The organism is Streptomyces sp. NBC_01750 (genome assembly GCF_035918095.1).
Taxonomy (GTDB): domain Bacteria; phylum Actinomycetota; class Actinomycetes; order Streptomycetales; family Streptomycetaceae; genus Streptomyces.
Genome location: NZ_CP109137.1, coordinates 6,280,630 through 6,296,687, shown reverse-complemented (window position 1 = coordinate 6,296,687; position 16,058 = coordinate 6,280,630). Strand labels below are relative to the sequence as shown.

15 protein-coding genes and 2 pseudogenes are annotated in these 16,058 nt (G+C 70.1%); 6 read left to right on the top strand and 11 right to left on the bottom strand.

The window, feature by feature from the left end; genetic code table 11:
- Positions 1-516: 516 nt before the first annotated feature.
- From OG966_RS28755 to ureA, 5 genes are all read right to left on the bottom strand, one after another.
- The gene (locus tag OG966_RS28755) at positions 517-1,848 is read right to left on the bottom strand and encodes an MFS transporter (protein ID WP_326652819.1); all 1,332 of its coding nucleotides are present in this window, start codon (positions 1,846-1,848) and stop codon (positions 517-519) included.
- 94 nt (positions 1,849-1,942) lie between these two features.
- Complete coding sequence (locus tag OG966_RS28750; RefSeq protein WP_326652818.1) at positions 1,943-2,554, bottom strand: TetR/AcrR family transcriptional regulator; 612 nt, start codon at positions 2,552-2,554, stop codon at positions 1,943-1,945.
- Positions 2,555-2,695: 141 nt separating this feature from the next.
- On the bottom strand, positions 2,696-3,715 hold the full coding sequence (locus OG966_RS28745) for an agmatine deiminase family protein (protein WP_326652817.1): 1,020 nt from the start codon (positions 3,713-3,715) through the stop codon (positions 2,696-2,698).
- A gap of 12 nt (positions 3,716-3,727) precedes the next feature.
- A complete protein-coding gene (locus tag OG966_RS28740; protein WP_326652816.1) occupies positions 3,728-5,452 on the bottom strand; it encodes an urease subunit alpha in 1,725 nt (574 codons plus the stop codon).
- An 88-nt stretch (positions 5,453-5,540) separates the two neighbouring features.
- The gene (gene ureA, locus OG966_RS28735) at positions 5,541-6,221 is read right to left on the bottom strand and encodes an urease subunit gamma (protein ID WP_326652815.1); all 681 of its coding nucleotides are present in this window, start codon (positions 6,219-6,221) and stop codon (positions 5,541-5,543) included.
- Between the two features lie 127 nt (positions 6,222-6,348).
- On the opposite strand from ureA, the gene OG966_RS28730 reads away from it, so the two are divergent.
- Entirely contained in the window at positions 6,349-7,779 is a 1,431-nt protein-coding gene (locus OG966_RS28730) for a cytosine permease (protein WP_326652813.1), read from the top strand.
- Between the two features lie 78 nt (positions 7,780-7,857).
- On the opposite strand, the gene OG966_RS28725 is transcribed toward OG966_RS28730, so the two are convergent.
- Together OG966_RS28725 and OG966_RS28720 are read right to left on the bottom strand one after the other, a co-directional pair.
- Positions 7,858-8,946 carry a branched-chain amino acid aminotransferase gene (locus tag OG966_RS28725; protein ID WP_326652812.1) on the bottom strand — a complete coding sequence of 363 codons (1,089 nt, stop codon included), beginning with the start codon at positions 8,944-8,946 and terminating at the stop codon, positions 7,858-7,860.
- A 231-nt stretch (positions 8,947-9,177) separates the two neighbouring features.
- A complete protein-coding gene (locus tag OG966_RS28720; protein ID WP_326652811.1) occupies positions 9,178-10,221 on the bottom strand; it encodes a 3-isopropylmalate dehydrogenase in 1,044 nt (347 codons plus the stop codon).
- A gap of 93 nt (positions 10,222-10,314) precedes the next feature.
- Here OG966_RS28720 and OG966_RS28715 point away from each other — a divergent pair, with 93 nt between their 5' ends.
- Entirely contained in the window at positions 10,315-10,455 is a 141-nt protein-coding gene (locus OG966_RS28715) for a hypothetical protein (protein WP_326652809.1), read from the top strand.
- Between the two features lie 10 nt (positions 10,456-10,465).
- On the opposite strand, the gene OG966_RS28710 is transcribed toward OG966_RS28715, so the two are convergent.
- Together OG966_RS28710 and OG966_RS28705 are read right to left on the bottom strand one after the other, a co-directional pair.
- Positions 10,466-10,594, bottom strand: a complete 129-nt coding sequence (locus OG966_RS28710; RefSeq protein WP_326652808.1) for a hypothetical protein — start codon at positions 10,592-10,594, stop codon at positions 10,466-10,468.
- Between the two features lie 247 nt (positions 10,595-10,841).
- Positions 10,842-11,573, bottom strand: a pseudogene (locus OG966_RS28705) (LysR family transcriptional regulator); the annotation flags it as partial.
- A gap of 2 nt (positions 11,574-11,575) precedes the next feature.
- Between OG966_RS28705 and OG966_RS28700 the strand changes: the two are divergent.
- Together OG966_RS28700 and OG966_RS28695 are read left to right on the top strand one after the other, a co-directional pair.
- Positions 11,576-11,902: pseudogene (locus tag OG966_RS28700) on the top strand (NADP-dependent oxidoreductase); the annotation flags it as partial.
- Positions 11,903-12,061: 159 nt separating this feature from the next.
- On the top strand, positions 12,062-14,095 hold the full coding sequence (locus OG966_RS28695; protein WP_326652807.1) for a phosphocholine-specific phospholipase C: 2,034 nt from the start codon (positions 12,062-12,064) through the stop codon (positions 14,093-14,095).
- A gap of 87 nt (positions 14,096-14,182) precedes the next feature.
- Here OG966_RS28695 and OG966_RS28690 read toward each other — a convergent pair whose 3' ends face one another.
- On the bottom strand, positions 14,183-14,725 hold the full coding sequence (locus tag OG966_RS28690; RefSeq protein WP_326652806.1) for a GNAT family N-acetyltransferase: 543 nt from the start codon (positions 14,723-14,725) through the stop codon (positions 14,183-14,185).
- 141 nt (positions 14,726-14,866) lie between these two features.
- Between OG966_RS28690 and OG966_RS28685 the strand changes: the two genes are divergently transcribed.
- Together OG966_RS28685 and OG966_RS28680 are read left to right on the top strand one after the other, a co-directional pair.
- Positions 14,867-15,322, top strand: a complete 456-nt coding sequence (locus OG966_RS28685; RefSeq protein ID WP_326652805.1) for an SRPBCC family protein — start codon at positions 14,867-14,869, stop codon at positions 15,320-15,322.
- Positions 15,319-15,711, top strand: coding sequence for an ArsR/SmtB family transcription factor (locus OG966_RS28680; RefSeq protein ID WP_326652804.1), 393 nt, complete (start codon positions 15,319-15,321; stop codon positions 15,709-15,711). Before OG966_RS28685 ends, OG966_RS28680 begins: the two co-directional genes overlap by 4 nt.
- Before the next feature lie 39 nt (positions 15,712-15,750).
- On the opposite strand, the gene OG966_RS28675 is transcribed toward OG966_RS28680, so the two are convergent.
- The gene (locus tag OG966_RS28675) at positions 15,751-15,990 is read right to left on the bottom strand and encodes a hypothetical protein (RefSeq protein ID WP_326652803.1); all 240 of its coding nucleotides are present in this window, start codon (positions 15,988-15,990) and stop codon (positions 15,751-15,753) included.
- Positions 15,991-16,058: the final 68 nt, after the last annotated feature.

The window sequence follows — 16,058 nt, the reverse complement described above, 5'->3', positions numbered from 1 at the left end:
CGCTTCCGGCCGAGGTGGGGCCGGAAAACGAAAAAACCCCTCGCGGGTGCGAGAGGTCTGCGCGCGGGTCTGGGGCACGGTGGTCGCGTCGTAGTGGTTGGTACGAGGCGATCACTGAGGACCGGCGCGCCTGCTGCCCATAATCATGGCGAACGAAAGCACGGTCGCAGTCTGCCATACGCCGTGCGGCGGGCGGTCGGGGGTCTCAGCATGCGGGCGCCCGTGCCTGCCCGCCCTGGGGCGCGGCCCCGGGGCTCCGCCCCCTGGCCCCCCACGCCCGCCAGGGCGTGGGGGGGGACGTCCTCAATCGCCGGACGGGCTGGGTTTCTCCGGGCGGGGAGCCCAGCCTCGTCGGCGGGACGTCTCAGCCCCTCCGGCGTTTGAGGAGCGGGGCTTGGGGCGGAGCCCCAACAGGAGCCCCGCCGGCGATTGAGGCGCGGGGCCCGGGGCCGAAATTCAGCCCCGCCGGCGATTGAGGCGCGGGGTCCGGGGCGAGCCCCGGGGAAAGGGGCCCGCTCACTCCACCCGGGCCGGGGCCGGGGCGACCGCGTCCTCGTGCGGCGCGGGGGACGGCGCCGTCACCCGGTTCAGGTCGATGTCACGCGTCTCGCGCATCGACAGATAGACCACCAGCGACACCGCCGCGCAGCCCGCCACGTACCAGTAGAAGCCCGACTCACGGCCGGCGTCCTTGAACCAGAGGGCCACATACTCCGCCGTGCCGCCGAACAGCGCGTTCGCGATGGCGTACGGCAGCGCGACGCCCAGCGCGCGGATGCCCGTCGGGAACAGCTCGGCCTTCACACACGCGTTGATCGATGTGTAGCCGGTGATCACCACAAGGGCCAGCAGCGCAAGCCCCAGCGCCGGCCAGAACGAGCCCGCGTGCTTGAGCATCGTCATGATCGGCACGGTCAGGAAGGTCGAGCCGACCGCGAATGTGATCAGCAGCGGACGGCGGCCGATCCGGTCGGAGAGCTTGCCGGCGAGCGGCTGCAGACAGGCAAAGACGAGCAGCGCGCAGAAGGACACCAGCGTCGCGGTCTGTTTGGGCAGCCCGGCCGAGTTGGAGAGGTACTTGGTGAGGTAGGTCGTGTACGTGTAGTACGCGACGGTGCCGCCCATGGTCAGGGCGATGACCAGGAACGCCTCGCGCTTGTGCGCCCACAGGGCCTTGATGGTGCCCTTGTCCCCGGCGGGGGTGTCGTCGCCGGACTCCTCGTACACATCGGTCTCGAGCATGTTGCGGCGCAGATAGAAGACGATCGCCGCGCCCAGTGCGCCGATGATGAACGGGATGCGCCAGCCCCAGCTGTGCAGGGCGTCGTCGGACATGGTGCGCTGCAGGATGATCTGCAGACCGAGGCCGACGATCTGGCCCGCGGTCATCGAGACGTACTGGAAGCTGGAGGCGAAGCCGCGGTGCTCGGGGGCGGAGGCCTCGGTGAGGTAGGTCGCGCTGGCCGCGTACTCTCCGCCGACGGAGAGGCCCTGGAGGAGGCGGGCGATCAGCAGCACCACGGCGCCGCCGTAGCCCGCGACGCCGTAGGTGGGCGCGACCGCGATGAGGATCGCGGATGCGGACATCAGGCTGACGGTCAGGGTCAGCGCCGCCTTGCGGCCCTTGCGGTCACCGACCCGGCCGAGCAGCCAGCCGCCGACCGGTCGCATGAAGAAGCCGACGGCGAAGATGCCGGCGGTGTTCATGAGCTTGGCGGTGTCGTTCCCTTCGGGGAAGAACGCCCCCGCGAAATAGGTCGCGAAGCTCGCGTACACGAACCAGTCGAACCACTCGACCATGTTGCCGGCGGAACCGACCCAGATCTTCTTCCAGTGCTCTCGTCCCATGAGGTGAAACCGTGCCGGAGGGGCACTACCTCAACAAGACGGCGGGCGGCAACGATCGGGAGTACTTGCGTGCGTTGCGTTCCCGAGACGTCGGTCAGCGGGCGGGCCCGAGCAGCGTCTCGTCGAGGAATTCCCGTACGTGGGCGAGGACTTGGGGGCGTCCTGTGCCCGGTATTCCGACGGCGACATGGACGCTGAAACCGTCGAGGAGGGCGCGCAGCCGGGCGGCGAACCGGTCGGGGTCGACGGCATGGAACTCGCCGCGCGAGATGCCTTCGGCGATCAGCGCGACGAGGTCCCTGTGCCAGGCGCCCTCGATGGCCGCCTGCCGGGCACGGGCGTCGGCCTCGGCGTTCTGCGAGCGGTTCCAGACCTCGAGCCAGAGCGTCCAGTGCGGGTCGCGGGGCCCGTCGGGGACGTAGAGATCGACGTATGCGTCGAGACGTTCGGCGGCGGTGGCCTGTTGGGAGAGCAGGGCACTGCGCTCGGTACCGAGGCGGCCCTCGCTCCACTCGAGGGTCTGCAGGAGCAGCTCGTCCTTGGTACGGAAGTAGTAGAGGAGATGCCCGCTGCTCATCCCCACCTCACGGCCGAGCCCGGCCATGGTGAGCCCGTCGAGGCCGCGCTCGGCGATGGTGGCCATGGCGGCGACGAGGACGGACTCTCGTGGCGGCGCGATGTTGCGGCGGCGCGGGGCGGGGGTCATTCGGCGGCCACCGGCGCGCTCGGAGCGCGGCCGCATCTCGCGCTGAGGAACACATTCACCCGTATGTTCTACCTGATCTCACCCGTCGTCCATGGCGATCCAGCCGTCCTCGTCCCGGCGCGAGCGCAGGGGCGGGGGACATCAGACCCTGGGCTGCTGCTGTGTGATGCAGTGGATGCCGCCGCCGGCGGCGAAGATCGTGCGGGCGTCGACCAGCGTGACCCTGCGGCCGGGGTAGAGGCGGCGGAAGATGCCCGCCGCGATCTCGTCGCGCGGGTCGTCGAAGGCGCACAACACCACTCCGCCGTTGCAGACGTAGTGGTTGATGTACGAGTAGTCGACCCATCCCCCGTCCTCCTCCCGTACGACGGTCGGCGCCGGGACCTCGACGACCTCGATACGGCGGCCCCGTGCGTCCTTCTGGGACTTCAGCATCTCCACGTTCTCCTTGCAGAGCTCGTGGTCGGGGTGGGCCGGGTCCGGCTGGCCGTGGGCGACTATCACCCCCGGGCCGGCGAATGCGGCGACGATGTCGACATGCCCGAGCGTGCCGTAGCCGTGCGGCGGATAGTCCGCGGTCAGGCCGCGCTTCAGCCAGATCGCCTTGGTCGTGCCGAGCTTGGCATGGATCTCGGCCTCGACCTCCTCCTTCGTCCAGCCCGGGTTGCGCTCGGGGCCGAGCTGCACGGTCTCGGTGAGCAGTACCGTGCCCTCGCCGTCGACATGGATGCCGCCGCCCTCGTTGACCAGCGGTGAGCTGTGCGAGGGCACGCCGACGAGGTCCGCGACCAGCCGGGCGATCTTCGCGTCGTGCTCCCAGCTGGCCCACTCCTGCGCGCCCCAGCCGTTGAACACCCAGTCCACGGCTGCCAGTCGAGCCCCGTCGGTGACGAAGGTCGGGCCGATGTCGCGCATCCACGCGTCGTCCAGCTCGCGCTCGACGAGGTCGATGTCCGGGCCGAGCAGGGCGCGGGCGCCCTCCCCCTGCCCCGGGCCCACGACCACGGTGACCGGCTCGAAGCGGCGTACCGCCCGGGCGACGGACGCCCACGCTCGGCGGGACTCGGCGAGACCGTCCCCGGTGAAGGTGGCATTGGGGCCCGGCCAGGCCATCCAGGTGCGCTCGTGCGGGGCCCACTCGGGCGGCATACGGAAAGTCATGTCGTCGGACTCCTAGAGGAAGTAGAGGCGGTTGAGGGAGATCGATTCGACGGGCCCGGACCGCACCGGGTCGCCGTCGAGCGTGACCAGGCCACTGCCGCCGTCCACCCCGACCTCGCCGATCCGGGAGTTGAGCCGCAGATCGGCCGGGCCGATACCGCGTGTGCCGCGCACCGCGACCCGGCGGCGGCGCGTCGGCATCAGGTCGGAGCCCAGTTCGGTCGCGGCCTTCGCCACAAAGGCGACCGAGACGTCAGCCGCGGTCGCTCCGTACGCCCCGAACTGCGGTCCGAGGACGAGCGGTTCGCACGTGTCGGTCGCCGCATTGGGATCGCCCGTCACCCCGTACGCCGGGAAGCCCGACTTCAGCACCAGCTGCGGCTTCGCCCCGAAGTACTGCGGCTTCCACAGCACGATGTCCGCGAGCTTGCCCACCTCGATCGAGCCGATCTCGTGCGCGAGGCCGTGTGCGATCGCCGGGTTGACGGTCAGCTTCGCCATGTAGCGCAGCACACGCGCGTTGTCGTCGTACGCCCCGTCGCCCTCCATCGGGCCGAGTTCGGCCTTCATCTTCCCGGCCATGGCGAAGGTGCGGCGTACGGTCTCACCGGCGCGCCCCATCCCCTGTGCGTCCGACGAGGTGATCCCGATCGCGCCGAGGTCGTGCAGCACGTCCTCCGCGCCCATCGTCCCGGCCCTGATCCGGTCCCGTGCCATGGCGGCGTCGCCGGGCAGATCGGTCTTGAGGTCGTGTACGGAGACGATCATCCCGTAGTGCTCGGCGACCGCGTCCCGGCCGAATGGCAGGGTCGGGTTGGTCGACGAGCCGATGACGTTCGGTACGCCCGCCATCTTGAGCACGTTCGGTACGTGCCCGCCGCCGCAGCCCTCGATGTGGAAGGCGTGGATCGTACGGCCGTCCAGGACGCGCAGCGTGTCCTCGACCGACAGGCATTCGTTCAGACCGTCGCTGTGCAGCGCGACCTGGACGTCGTACTCCTCGGCGACGCGCAGCGCGGTGTCCAGGGCCCGCGTGTGCGCGCCCATGTCCTCGTGGACCTTGAAACCGGAGGCGCCGCCCTCGGCGAGCGCCTCCACCAGAGGGGCGTCGCGGGACGACGAACCGCGCGCCAGGAAGCCGATGTTGACCGGCCAGGCGTCGAAGGCGTTGAAGGCGTGGCGCAGTGCCCAGGGCGAGTTGACGCCGACGCCCCACACCGGGCCGAACTCCTGGCCGATGACGGTGGTGACACCTGATGCGAGCGAGGCCTCCATGATGCGCGGCGAGAGCAGATGGACGTGGGTGTCGACGGCTCCGGCGGTGGCGATCATGCCCTCGCCCGGCACGATGCTCGTACCCGTACCGACGACGACGTCGACACCGTCGAGGGTGTCCGGATTCCCGGCCCGCCCGATGGCGTGGATCCGGCCTTCGCGGATGCCGATCGACGCCTTGCGGATGCCCTGCACGGCGTCGATGACAAGCGCGTTGCTGATGACGACGTCGCAGGTCTCGCGTACGGCGGCGGCTTTCAGGTGCAGCCCGTCGCGCGCGGTCTTGCCGAAGCCGGCCAGGAACTCGTCGCCCGGCTTCTGCGTGTCCGACTCGACGCGGACCACGAGCCCGGAGTCGCCGAGCACGACCCGGTCCCCGGCGCGGGGGCCGTGCACGGCCGCGTACTCGTGCGGATCGATTCCGGTCGTGCCGGTACCGGTACTGGTGCCGCTGCCGGTCATGAGCGGACCTCCAACTCGTGGTGGGCGTACGGCGCGAGGCGCGGGGCGCCGCCCGATTCGCTGCGCGGGGTATGGCGCGGGGCGGCGCTCAACGGTCCGCTCCCAGGTAGCCGCAGGCCGCCGCACGCCGCAGGGCCTCCTCCTTCGCGCCGGGCGCGTCCAGCGGGCCGTCGACCAGGCCCGCGAAACCGATCGCGATCCGGCCGCCGCCGATGGGCAGCAGGCCGACCTCGGCCTCGCCGCCCGGGCCGAAGCGGACGGAGGACCCGGCGGGGACGCAGAGCCGCATGCCGTACGCCGCAGCGCGATCGAAGTCGAGTCGGGGATTCGCCTCGAAGAAATGGAAGTGCGAGGTGACGCTGACCGGCACGGCCGCCGTGTTGCGCACGGTGAGGCTGAGTGCGGGCTCCGGCTCGGTATGCGGCGGCGCGGGCAGTACGGCGCCGGGCGCGCCGTCGCCGAGCCCGCCGCCGATGGGCGCGGAGACCACGGCCAGCCGTGAACCGTCGTCGAAGACGGCCTCCACATGCACCTCGGTGACCACATCCGCCACACCTGGCAGGACATCGTCGGGACCCAGCACGGCGCGGGCCGCCTCGATCGCCTCCGCGAGCCGCCGGCCGTCGCGCGCCGCCTCGCAGACGGTGTCCGCGATGAGCGCGGTCGCCTCGGGGACATTGAGCCTCAGGCCACGGGCCCGGCGCGCCCGCGCCAGTTCGGCGGCGCCGAAGAGCAGCAGCCGGTCGCGCTCGGTCGGGGTCAGTCGCACGTCACCACACCTCCTTGTTTGAGTGTCACTCTAACCGTGAGTTTCTTTTCACGGAAGCATTGACGGAGGACCAATGCCTGCGTCAGATTGAGCGCCACTCAAACAGCCGAGTCTCAGGGGCAGCCTTATGCCGATAGAACAGCGCGGCGTCGACACCATCCCGGACGTGGAACGCACCAGCACCCCACGCGATCTCATCTCCATCCTGCTGGGCTCGAACCTCTGCCTGGGCGTGATCGTCTTCGGCTGGCTGCCGCCGTCCTTCGGGCTCGGTCTGTGGCCCTCAGTGACCTCGATCGTCATCGGCACGCTGGCCGGCATCCTGGTCACGGCCCCGCTCGCGCTGATTTCCCTGCGCACGGCGACCAACCTCTCCACGTCCAGTGGCGCCCAGTTCGGCGTACGCGGCCGACTCGTCGGCTCGGTCGTCGGCCTGCTGCTCTCGCTCGGGTACACCGCCCTCACGCTGTGGATCGGTGGCGACGTGATGGTCGGCGCCCTGTCCCGGCTGGTCGGGCTGCCCCACGGCGGGGCCACCCGCGCCCTGATGTACACGCTGCTCGCGGGCTGTACGGTCGTCGGCGCGATCTACGGCTACCGGCTGCTGCTCCGGCTCAGCAAGGTGCTGTCCATCGGCATGGTGATCCTGTTGCTGATCGGGGTCTTCGCCTACGCGGGCGACTTCACGACGGCCGCGCCCCCCGACACCCCGTACCTGCTCGGCTCCTTCTGGCCCACCTGGCTGCTCGCGGCCGTCGCCGCCGGGCTGAGCGGACCGGTCGCCTTCATCACCCTGCTCGGTGACTACACGCGCTACATCTCGCCGCGGCGCCACAGCACCCGCAAGGTGTACTGGGCGAGCTGTCTGGGTCTCCTCCTGGGCCTGCTGGTGCCGCAGCTGTTCGGCACGTATACGGCGCTCGCCGCCCGGGCGGGGCTGGAGTACGCGGGACCGCTCGTCGACACCGCGCCCTTCTGGTACCTGCCACTACTGCTCCTCGCGGCCTCGGCGGGTTCCATCGGCAACTCCGGCCTGATGCTGTACTCGATGGGCCTCGACCTGGACGCGATCCTGCCGAAGGCCACCCGCACCAAGGCCACCGTGATGGCTGCCGTCGTCGCGACCACGTTTGTGTTCATCGGCTCTTTCGCATGGGACGCGCAGTCGGCCATGACGTCCTTCGTTCTGCTGCTGACAGCCATCGGCACCCCCTGGGCGGTGATCACGCTGATCGGATACGTGCGCTGCGGCGGCCAGTACGACCCGGACGCGCTGCAGGTCTTCAACCGCCGGGCCCGGGGTGGCATCTACTGGTACCGGGCGGGCTGGAACGTCAGGGCCACGGCATCCTGGGCCCTGGGCGCGGCGGTCGGCCTGACGGCGGTGTCCACGACGGTCTACGAAGGCCCGCTGCTCGCCCTCACGGGCGGAGTGGACTGCAGCTTCATCCTCTCCGGCATCGTGGGTGGCCTGACGTACACGCTGCTGACTTCGCGGGCTCCGGTCCCGGCCGCGGCCGGCGCGGCCCAGCGGTCCTCGGTCGACGTCACCACCTGACGGACGGCGCGGAAACGACGGGGCCCGCCACCGGTGTGATCCGGGGCGGGCCCTTCGTTCGTACAGCTGCGGCCGGCGTCAGCCCAGCTGGTGGGTCCAGCCGTGGACGTCATCCGCCTTGCCCGTCTGGATGTCCAGCAGCGCCTCGCGCAGGCGCAGCGTGACCTCGCCCGGCTGGCCGCCGGACTGCTTCCATTCGCCGCTCGCGGACTTGACCATGCCGACCGGGGTGATGACCGCGGCCGTACCGCAGGCGAAGACTTCGGTGAGCGTGCCGTTCTCGGTGTCGCGCTTCCACTGGTCGATGGAGACGCGTCCCTCCTCGGACTTGTAGCCGAGGTCATTGGCGAGCTGGAGGAGCGAGTCACGGGTGATGCCTGCGAGCAGCGAGCCGGTGAGCTCGGGCGTGACGATCCTGTCTCCGTAGACGAAGAACAGGTTCATGCCGCCCAGTTCCTCGACCCACTTGTGCTCGACGGCGTCGAGGTAGGCGACCTGGTCGCAGCCCTTCCCGGCGGCCTCGGCCTGGGCGAGCAGGGACGCGGCGTAGTTGCCGCCCGTCTTGGCATCGCCCATGCCTCCGGGAACGGCGCGCACGCGGTCCTCGGAAAGCCAGATGGAGACCGGCTTGACGCCGCCGGGGAAATAGGCGCCCGCGGGCGAGGCGATGACGATGAAGAGGTACTCGTTGGCGGGCCGCACGCCCAGGCCGACCTCGGTAGCGATCATGAAGGGGCGCAGATACAGCGAGGACTCGCCGCCGTGCGTCGGGACCCACGCCTTGTCGTGCTGGACCAGCGCGTCGCACGCCGCGATGAAGGTCTGGACCGGCAGCTCCGGCATCGCCAGCCGGGCCGCGGACCGCTGGAAGCGCTCGGCGTTCGCCTCGGGGCGGAAGGTGACGACCGAGCCGTCGGGACGGCGGTAGGCCTTCAGGCCCTCGAAGATCTCCTGCGCGTAGTGCAGCGTCATATTGGCCGGGTCGATCGACAGCGGCGCGTACGGGACGAGCTGAGCGTCGTGCCACCCCCGCCCCTCCGTCCACTTGATCGTCACCATGTGATCGGTGAAGTGGCGGCCGAATCCGGGGTTGGCCAGGATCGCCTCGCGCTCCGCGTCGGACAGCGAGTACGAGGAAGGCTTGAGCTCGATCGTGGGCGTCGTCATGAGTGCAGATTCCTTCACCGGTTGTTTGTGACGGACCGCGCTCACGCCGCTGCGACTGCTAGGACGTCCGAGCTCTCCCGCATGCCGCGGCCCACGGTCGATTATCGCCCGAGCGGAGCTGTGCAAGAAACAGGGTGAACGCGGTCCAGGGTTGATGGTGACACCCGGAGGCCGCACAGGAGAAGCCGCCGAGTGCTGACGCGACCCGGCGGCTTCGGTGGAACCGTCAGGTCAGCCGGCTACTCGTACCGCGAGCGCGTCGCCGATCTCGTCCGTCGTACGGACCGTGGCACCGTCACGCTCCGCGAGATCTACGGAGACGGCCTCCTCGATGCGTGCCGCCTCGGCCTCGAAGCCGAGGTGACGCAGCAGGAGGGCGACGGAGAGGATCGTGGCCGTCGGGTCGGCCTTGCCCGTGCCCGCGATATCGGGCGCGGAGCCGTGCACGGGCTCGAACATCGACGGGAAGGTGCCCGTCGGGTTGATGTTGCCGGACGCGGCCAGGCCGATACCGCCGGTCACGGCAGCGGCGAGGTCGGTGAGAATGTCACCGAAAAGGTTGTCGGTGACGATGACGTCGAAGCGCTCCGGCTGGGTGACGAAGAAGATCGTCGCGGCGTCGACGTGCAGGTAGTCGGTGGTGACCTCGGGGTACTCCTGGCCGACCTTGTCGAAGATGTTCTTCCACAGGTGACCGGCGTAGACGAGCACGTTGTTCTTGTGAACCAGCGTCAGCTTCTTGCGCGGGCGGGAGTCGGCACGCTCGTACGCGTCACGGACGACGCGCTCGACGCCGTACGCCGTGTTGAGGCTGACCTCGGTGGCGACCTCGGCGGGCGTACCGGTGCGCAGGGAGCCGCCGTTGCCGGTGTACGGCCCCTCGGTGCCCTCGCGGACGACCACGAAGTCGATGTCAGGGCGGCCGGCCAGCGGGGTCGCGGTGTTCGGGAACAGCTTCGACGGACGCAGGTTGACGTAGTGGTCGAAGGCGAACCGCAGCTTGAGCAGCAGCCCGCGCTCCAGCACGCCGGACGGCACGGACGGATCGCCGATCGCGCCGAGCAGGATCGCGTCGTGGTTCTTGAGGGAGTCGAGCTCCGCGTCCGGGAGGGTCTCTCCGGTGCGGTGCCAGCGCTGGGCGCCGAGGTCGTACTCCTTGGTCTCCAGCTTCACGTCCTGCGGGAGGACGGCGGAGAGGACCTTCAGGCCCTGCGCCACGACTTCCTGGCCGATGCCGTCACCGGGGATCACTGCGAGATTGATGCTGCGAGACATATCGGCACCCTACTCCGCGTCCCATCCAATGACACGTGATGTCCACCATATGGACGTCCACAGATAGGCCGGCACGGCGTGCAGGGGTCGTGTGTGCGCCGCACCGGCTTCCCCCTCCTCACGGTCGAGGCGGAGTCCGGCACGACCCCGAAGCAGAAGGTCTCCGCGCCCGCCGTGAGCGGCAGGCGCGTCGACCGCTTCGAGGTCGGGCGCGGTCAGCGAAACGGGCGGTGAGGACGGCGGGTCAGTGACCCGTGGAGCCGCCGTTGTCCCTGCGGTCGAGGGCACGCTGCAGGGCGGCGGCGGCGTTCTTGCGGTCGGACTCGCTCGTACGGGACGAGTGGCGGACGCGGCGGGCGGTCTCAGCGGGCATGATGATCGACTCCTTCAGATCAGAAAGCCACACGGCAAAGCCGGTGATGTATCTGTGAGGCGCCGGAAGGGGCGGTGAGCGGTGCCACAGGGGTTGCCTGCGGGGGCACTGGCTCAGGGCCGCCATTCGCTGGATCGAGCGAGACGTTCGGCTTCTACAAAGCTAGGACAGGTACGCGCTTCTGTCTCCACAATTACTCGGACTTCCTACTATCTGAGACGGCGATCACCGGACGCGCACCGCGCGCTCACCGGGAGAGGGCCCTGAGCTCCCGGATCAGAGCCCGGACGGCGACCGTGCGGCCCAGTTCAGGGGTGGTGACATAGCCCACGGAGCGCGTCAGGCGCTCCGGTCCGAGATCGGTGATCTCAACGCCGGCCGGGGCTCCGGTCAGGGAGAGCTCCGGCATGACCGCCATCCCGAAACCACTGCTCACCATCGAAAGCACTGCTCCGTCATCCTCCGCCTGGACGGTCGCCCTCGGGAGCCACTGCTGGTCCGCCCACCATTCGCGGGTGTACGCGGTGCAGTTCTCGGCCCAGTCGACCAGCGGAAGCGAGCGCGGCGACGGATGCCCGACCGGGTGGACCAGGGAGTACCCCTCCTCCACCAGCACTCCCCCGACCAGCTCCGGCGGTACGGGCGAGGTCGTCCCGATCGTCGCGATCCCCAGATCGGCGTGCCCGTCGGCGACCTCTCCCGCCGTGCCGCGCCCGAGCTCCCGCACCACTCGCACCTCCGGCTCGATCCCGGGATGACGTGCGACAAGCCGTTCGAGCGCGGGCGGCAGCAGATGCAGTGCCGCGCTGCGGAAAGCCGCGATACGCAGCGGTCCGGCCACCGTGTCCTGTTCCGCGCCGCGAGCCTCGGCGCCCATCGCCTCGAGCAGCCGCAGAATGCGGCGGGCATGCGCCACCGTCCGTGTCCCGGCGGCGGTGGGCGTCGCGCCCTGCCGCCCGCGGTCGAAGAGCACCGCCCCGCGACCATTTGGAGGGTGCGATCGCGTCGTGGCGCGACCACGGACGGATCGCCTGGGTCGGGGCGGTCGGCCAGTACAACGCCGCCGAGCCGCCGGCCGCGCCGCGCAATCTTTTCGACGTGGTCGGCAAGTCGCTGCGCCTGGAGGGCGTGCTGGTGCGCAACCACACCGATGTGCAGAGCGAGTTCGAGGAGTTCCTCGTCCCGCATCTGCGGAGCGGGCATCTCTCGCCGGACGTCACGGTGATCGACGGCTTCGGGCGGATCGTGGACGCCTTCATCGGCATGCTGCGGGGCGAGAACCTCGGAAAGATGCTCGTCAGGGCATAGCCGCCGCGTCCCCTTCATCCGTATCGGGGCGCAGCTCGAATGTGCGGTTCAGCAGGTGTTCACGGATCTCTTCCCGCACGGCTGTGGACCCTTGAGGCCTTTGCCTGGACCCTTGCGCTCGATGTGCCACAGGGGCACTCGAGTGACCGGGGCGGGCGAATGACACCGATCAGTCGTAGGGGTTTCGTGACGTTGGGCGCGGGGGCGGCCGCCGCGGCCGCCCTTCCGTCGACAGCAGGGGCGGCCACCGGGACGATCCGCGCCACGGAGGCGACCGGGACCATCACGGATGTGAAGCACGTGGTCGTTCTGATGCAGGAGAACCGTAGCTTCGACCACTACTTCGGCAGGCTCAGGGGCGTACGCGGCTTCGCCGACCGCAGCGGCATCACCCTCGCCGGCGGGAACAGCGTCTTCAACCAGCCGAACGGCTTCGGCCGCCAGTACCCGTGGAAGCTGAGCGCCACGCCCGACGCCGGCGGCGTGGACGGCGAGACCCTCGCCCAGTGCAACGGCGACCTGCCGCACAGCTGGACCTCTCAGCACTCCGCCTGGAACAAGGGCAGGCTGGACAACTGGGTCTGGGGCGTCGGCAATGTACGGACGCTGGGCTATCTGGACCGCGGCGACATACCGTTCCACTACGGGCTGGCCGACAACTACACGATCTGCGACGCGTACTTCTGCTCCACGCTGAGCGCCACCGGCCCCAACCGCACGTACCTCTGGAGCGGCAAGGTCGACGCCTCCAGCTCGGACGGCGGCGACGAGTCGGGGCTCACCTGGGAGACGTACGCGGAGGCGCTGCAGCGCGCCGGAGTGACCTGGAAGGTCTATCAGAACGCCAAGGACAACTACGGCGACAACGGGCTCGCGTACTTCAAGCAGTTCGAGACTGCCAAGCCCGGCAGCGCCCTGTACGACCGCGGTATGGCCTCGGTGCCCGCCGTCACCGGATCGACCCCGGACGACATCGCCGCCGCGATCAGGGCCGACGCGCTGGCCGGGACCCTGCCGCAGGTCTCCTGGGTGGTGGCGAACGAGGCCTTCTCCGAGCACCCGTACGCCCCGCCCGGCGACGGCGCGCACTTCGTCGACCTCGTGTACCGGGCGCTCGCCGCCGGCCCCGAGGTCTTCGACTCGACCGTTCTCTTCCTCAACTACGACGAGAACGACGGCTTCTTCGACCACGTCCCGCCTCCGGCGCCGCCCGCCGGAACAGCGGGCGAGTTCCTGAACGGCGTCCCGTACGGACTGGGATTCCGCGTGCCCATGCTGGTGATGTCACCCTGGACCCGCGGCGGCTGGGTCAGCTCCGAGGTCTTCGACCACACTTCGGTACTGCGCTTCCTGGAGACGTGGACCTCCGCCATCGGCAAGCCGGCCGCCTGCCCCAACATCAGCGCCTGGCGCCGCAAGGTGACCGGCGACCTCACCGGCGTATTCGACTTCGCCCATCCGGTGTACGGAGTGCCGCCCCTGCCCGGCACGGCGAAAGTCATCGGCCAGAGCACCTGCGGACCACTGCCCAACCCGGTCCCGACGAACAACGCCCTGCCCACGCAGGAGGCCGGTACGCGTCCGGCCCGCGCCCTGCCCTATCAGCCGAACGGCAATCTCGACCGGCTGGAGTTCGGGAGCGGCGGCAAGATCCTGGCCTGGTTCTCCATGGCCAACCAGGGCACCGCGGCGAAGAGTGCCGCGCACCTCTCCATCCACCCCAACGCATACCGCTCGACCGAGCCGTGGCAGTACACCGTCGACGCGGGCGGGACGGCGTCCGACTACTTCAACATCGGCACGGGGTACGGGGCCGGGAAGTACGACATCAGCATGGCCGGGCCGAACCGCTTCCTGCGGCGATTCACCGGCGACGCCACCAAGGCGGGCAAGTCCGTCGAGGCGGCGGCGCGCTACGCCGTGGAGAGCGGTACCGGCAAGCAAGCGATCTGGTTCAAGCTGACCAACTCGGCCTCGTCGGCGGTGAAGTTCACCATCACCTCGAACAACTACCGGTTCGACGGCCCCTGGACCTACACCGTGCCGGCGGGCGGCTCCACCGAGGACTACTTCAACGCGGTGGCGTACCAGAACGGCTGGTACGACTTCACCATCACGGCGGACGTGGACCCGGCCTGGTCGCGGCGGTACACCGGGCACATCGAGACCGGCTCGCCCAGCGTCAGCGGCTGACCGGCAGGTCCTTGAGGCCCACGACGCGGAGCAGCCGCTCGTGGGCCTCGGTGTCCCGTCCTGCCGGGTGCACGACCGGGATCCGGGTTACAGCACGTCGCCCTCGCGCCAGTCGAAGAGCAGCGCCGCGGACGGTTCCGGCAGCGGCCGGGCTGCGGCCGGGCGCAGATAGGTGGAGTCCTCCTCGTCCGGGAGGTGCACCACGCCGTCGGGGCCGAGCGCCTCGATCCGGCCGCGCCACAGCTGCCAGCCGCGCGCCCGGTACAGCGCGGCGCCGTCGTCGGAGGCGGAGAGCGCCCCGAACTCGTACGCCCCGTCGATCACCCGCTCCAGGGTGTCCATCACCAGGCCGCCGAGCCCGCGCCGCCGCCGGTCGGCGCGCACGCCCATCGCCTCGACGTATCCGATACGCAGCGAGCGGCGGGCGTGGATCACCCGGCGCTGGATCACGCTGCCGTGCGCGACGAGCTCGCCGCCCTCGTAGTACAGCGCGTGGACGCCACCCAGCGCGTGGTCCCAGTCCGCGTCGGCGAAGTCGCCGTCGAACGCGTCCGTCAGGAGGCCGCGGATGTCGAGGAGCTCGGCGGGGCTGAGTTCGAAGGTGTGGGCGGTGCGCGGCGACTCACTCATGCACCGCATCCTCCTCCGGTACGCGGCGCGGACGGGACGGGACCCGGCCTCCGACCCGTAGCGCAACCGACGGGTTGCATTAATCACCCGGGAAGTGCAACCATTGGGTAGCACGTCATAGTCGAACAGGAGGCTCATCCCATGAGCGAGGACCGGATCGAACGCGAGATCACCATTGCCGCACCTGTGGAGCGCGTGTGGGCGGTGCTCACCGAGCCCGAGCACGTCGGCTCCTGGTTCGGACAGGGCAGGCCGACCCCGGTCGACCTGCGCCCGGGCGGCACCATGCAGCTGGATCACGGCGAGTACGGGCAGTTCCCGACCACGATCGTGAAGGTCGACCCGCCGCACCACTTCTCGTACCGCTGGGCCAGTGCCCACCCGGGCGAGCAGGCCGTCGAAGGCAACTCCACCCTGGTGGAGTTCACCCTCACCCCGGACGGCGACGGCACCCGTCTGCGCGTGGTGGAGACCGGCTTCGCCGACCTCGTCATCCCCGAGGACAAGGCCGCCACCGCGGGGTACGAGAGCCACGCGAGCGGCTGGACCGGCCAGATGGACAACATCAAGCAGTACACGGAGCGACTGGCGGCATGACGGAGGACGCTGACCGGGACACCGTGGCGGAGGTCCTGTCCGCACTGGCGGACCCGACCCGGCGCCGGATACTCGACATCCTCGCCGCGCACGGGGAGGCGACCGCCACGGTCCTGGCGACAGAGCTGCCGGTCAGCCGGCAGGCGATCGTGAAGCACCTCGCGATCCTCGACCGGGCCGGCCTCGTCGCCGGCCGACGGGAGGGCCGGGAGGCGCGGTACACGGTCCTGCCGGCGCGGCTGGGCGCCACCGCCCGGTGGATGGACCGGGTCGCCGGCGAGTGGGACACCCGTCTCTCGGCCATCAAGCGCCTGGCCGAGGCCGACCAGGGCGCGGAGGCAGACCCGGAAGCGGATCCGGCAACGGGCGCGGACTCCGCGGCCGGGTGACGTTTTCCCGGCCGGGTGACGGCTTCCCGGACCGCAGCGTTACGACGACACCTTCCGGGTCAGGTCCTGCGCAAGCCGCTCGACCCACTCACCGAATTCGTGCCGGTGATGCACCAGTCCCCCGCACAAGACGCTGACCTGCGCATCAGTGAGCCGGTTCGGCCCGTCCATCGACAGTAGCGCGCTCAACTCCCGCATCACGGAGGCCACCCGCACGGCGTCGGTGTGCTCAATCCAGTCGATCCCGTGCCCGGGGCCGAGAGTAGTGGAACCTGGCATCTCACTCTCCTTCCGGCGCCCCCTCACAGCAGCCTAAACCCGACGAACGTGGACCGCCCCCGGCCGGC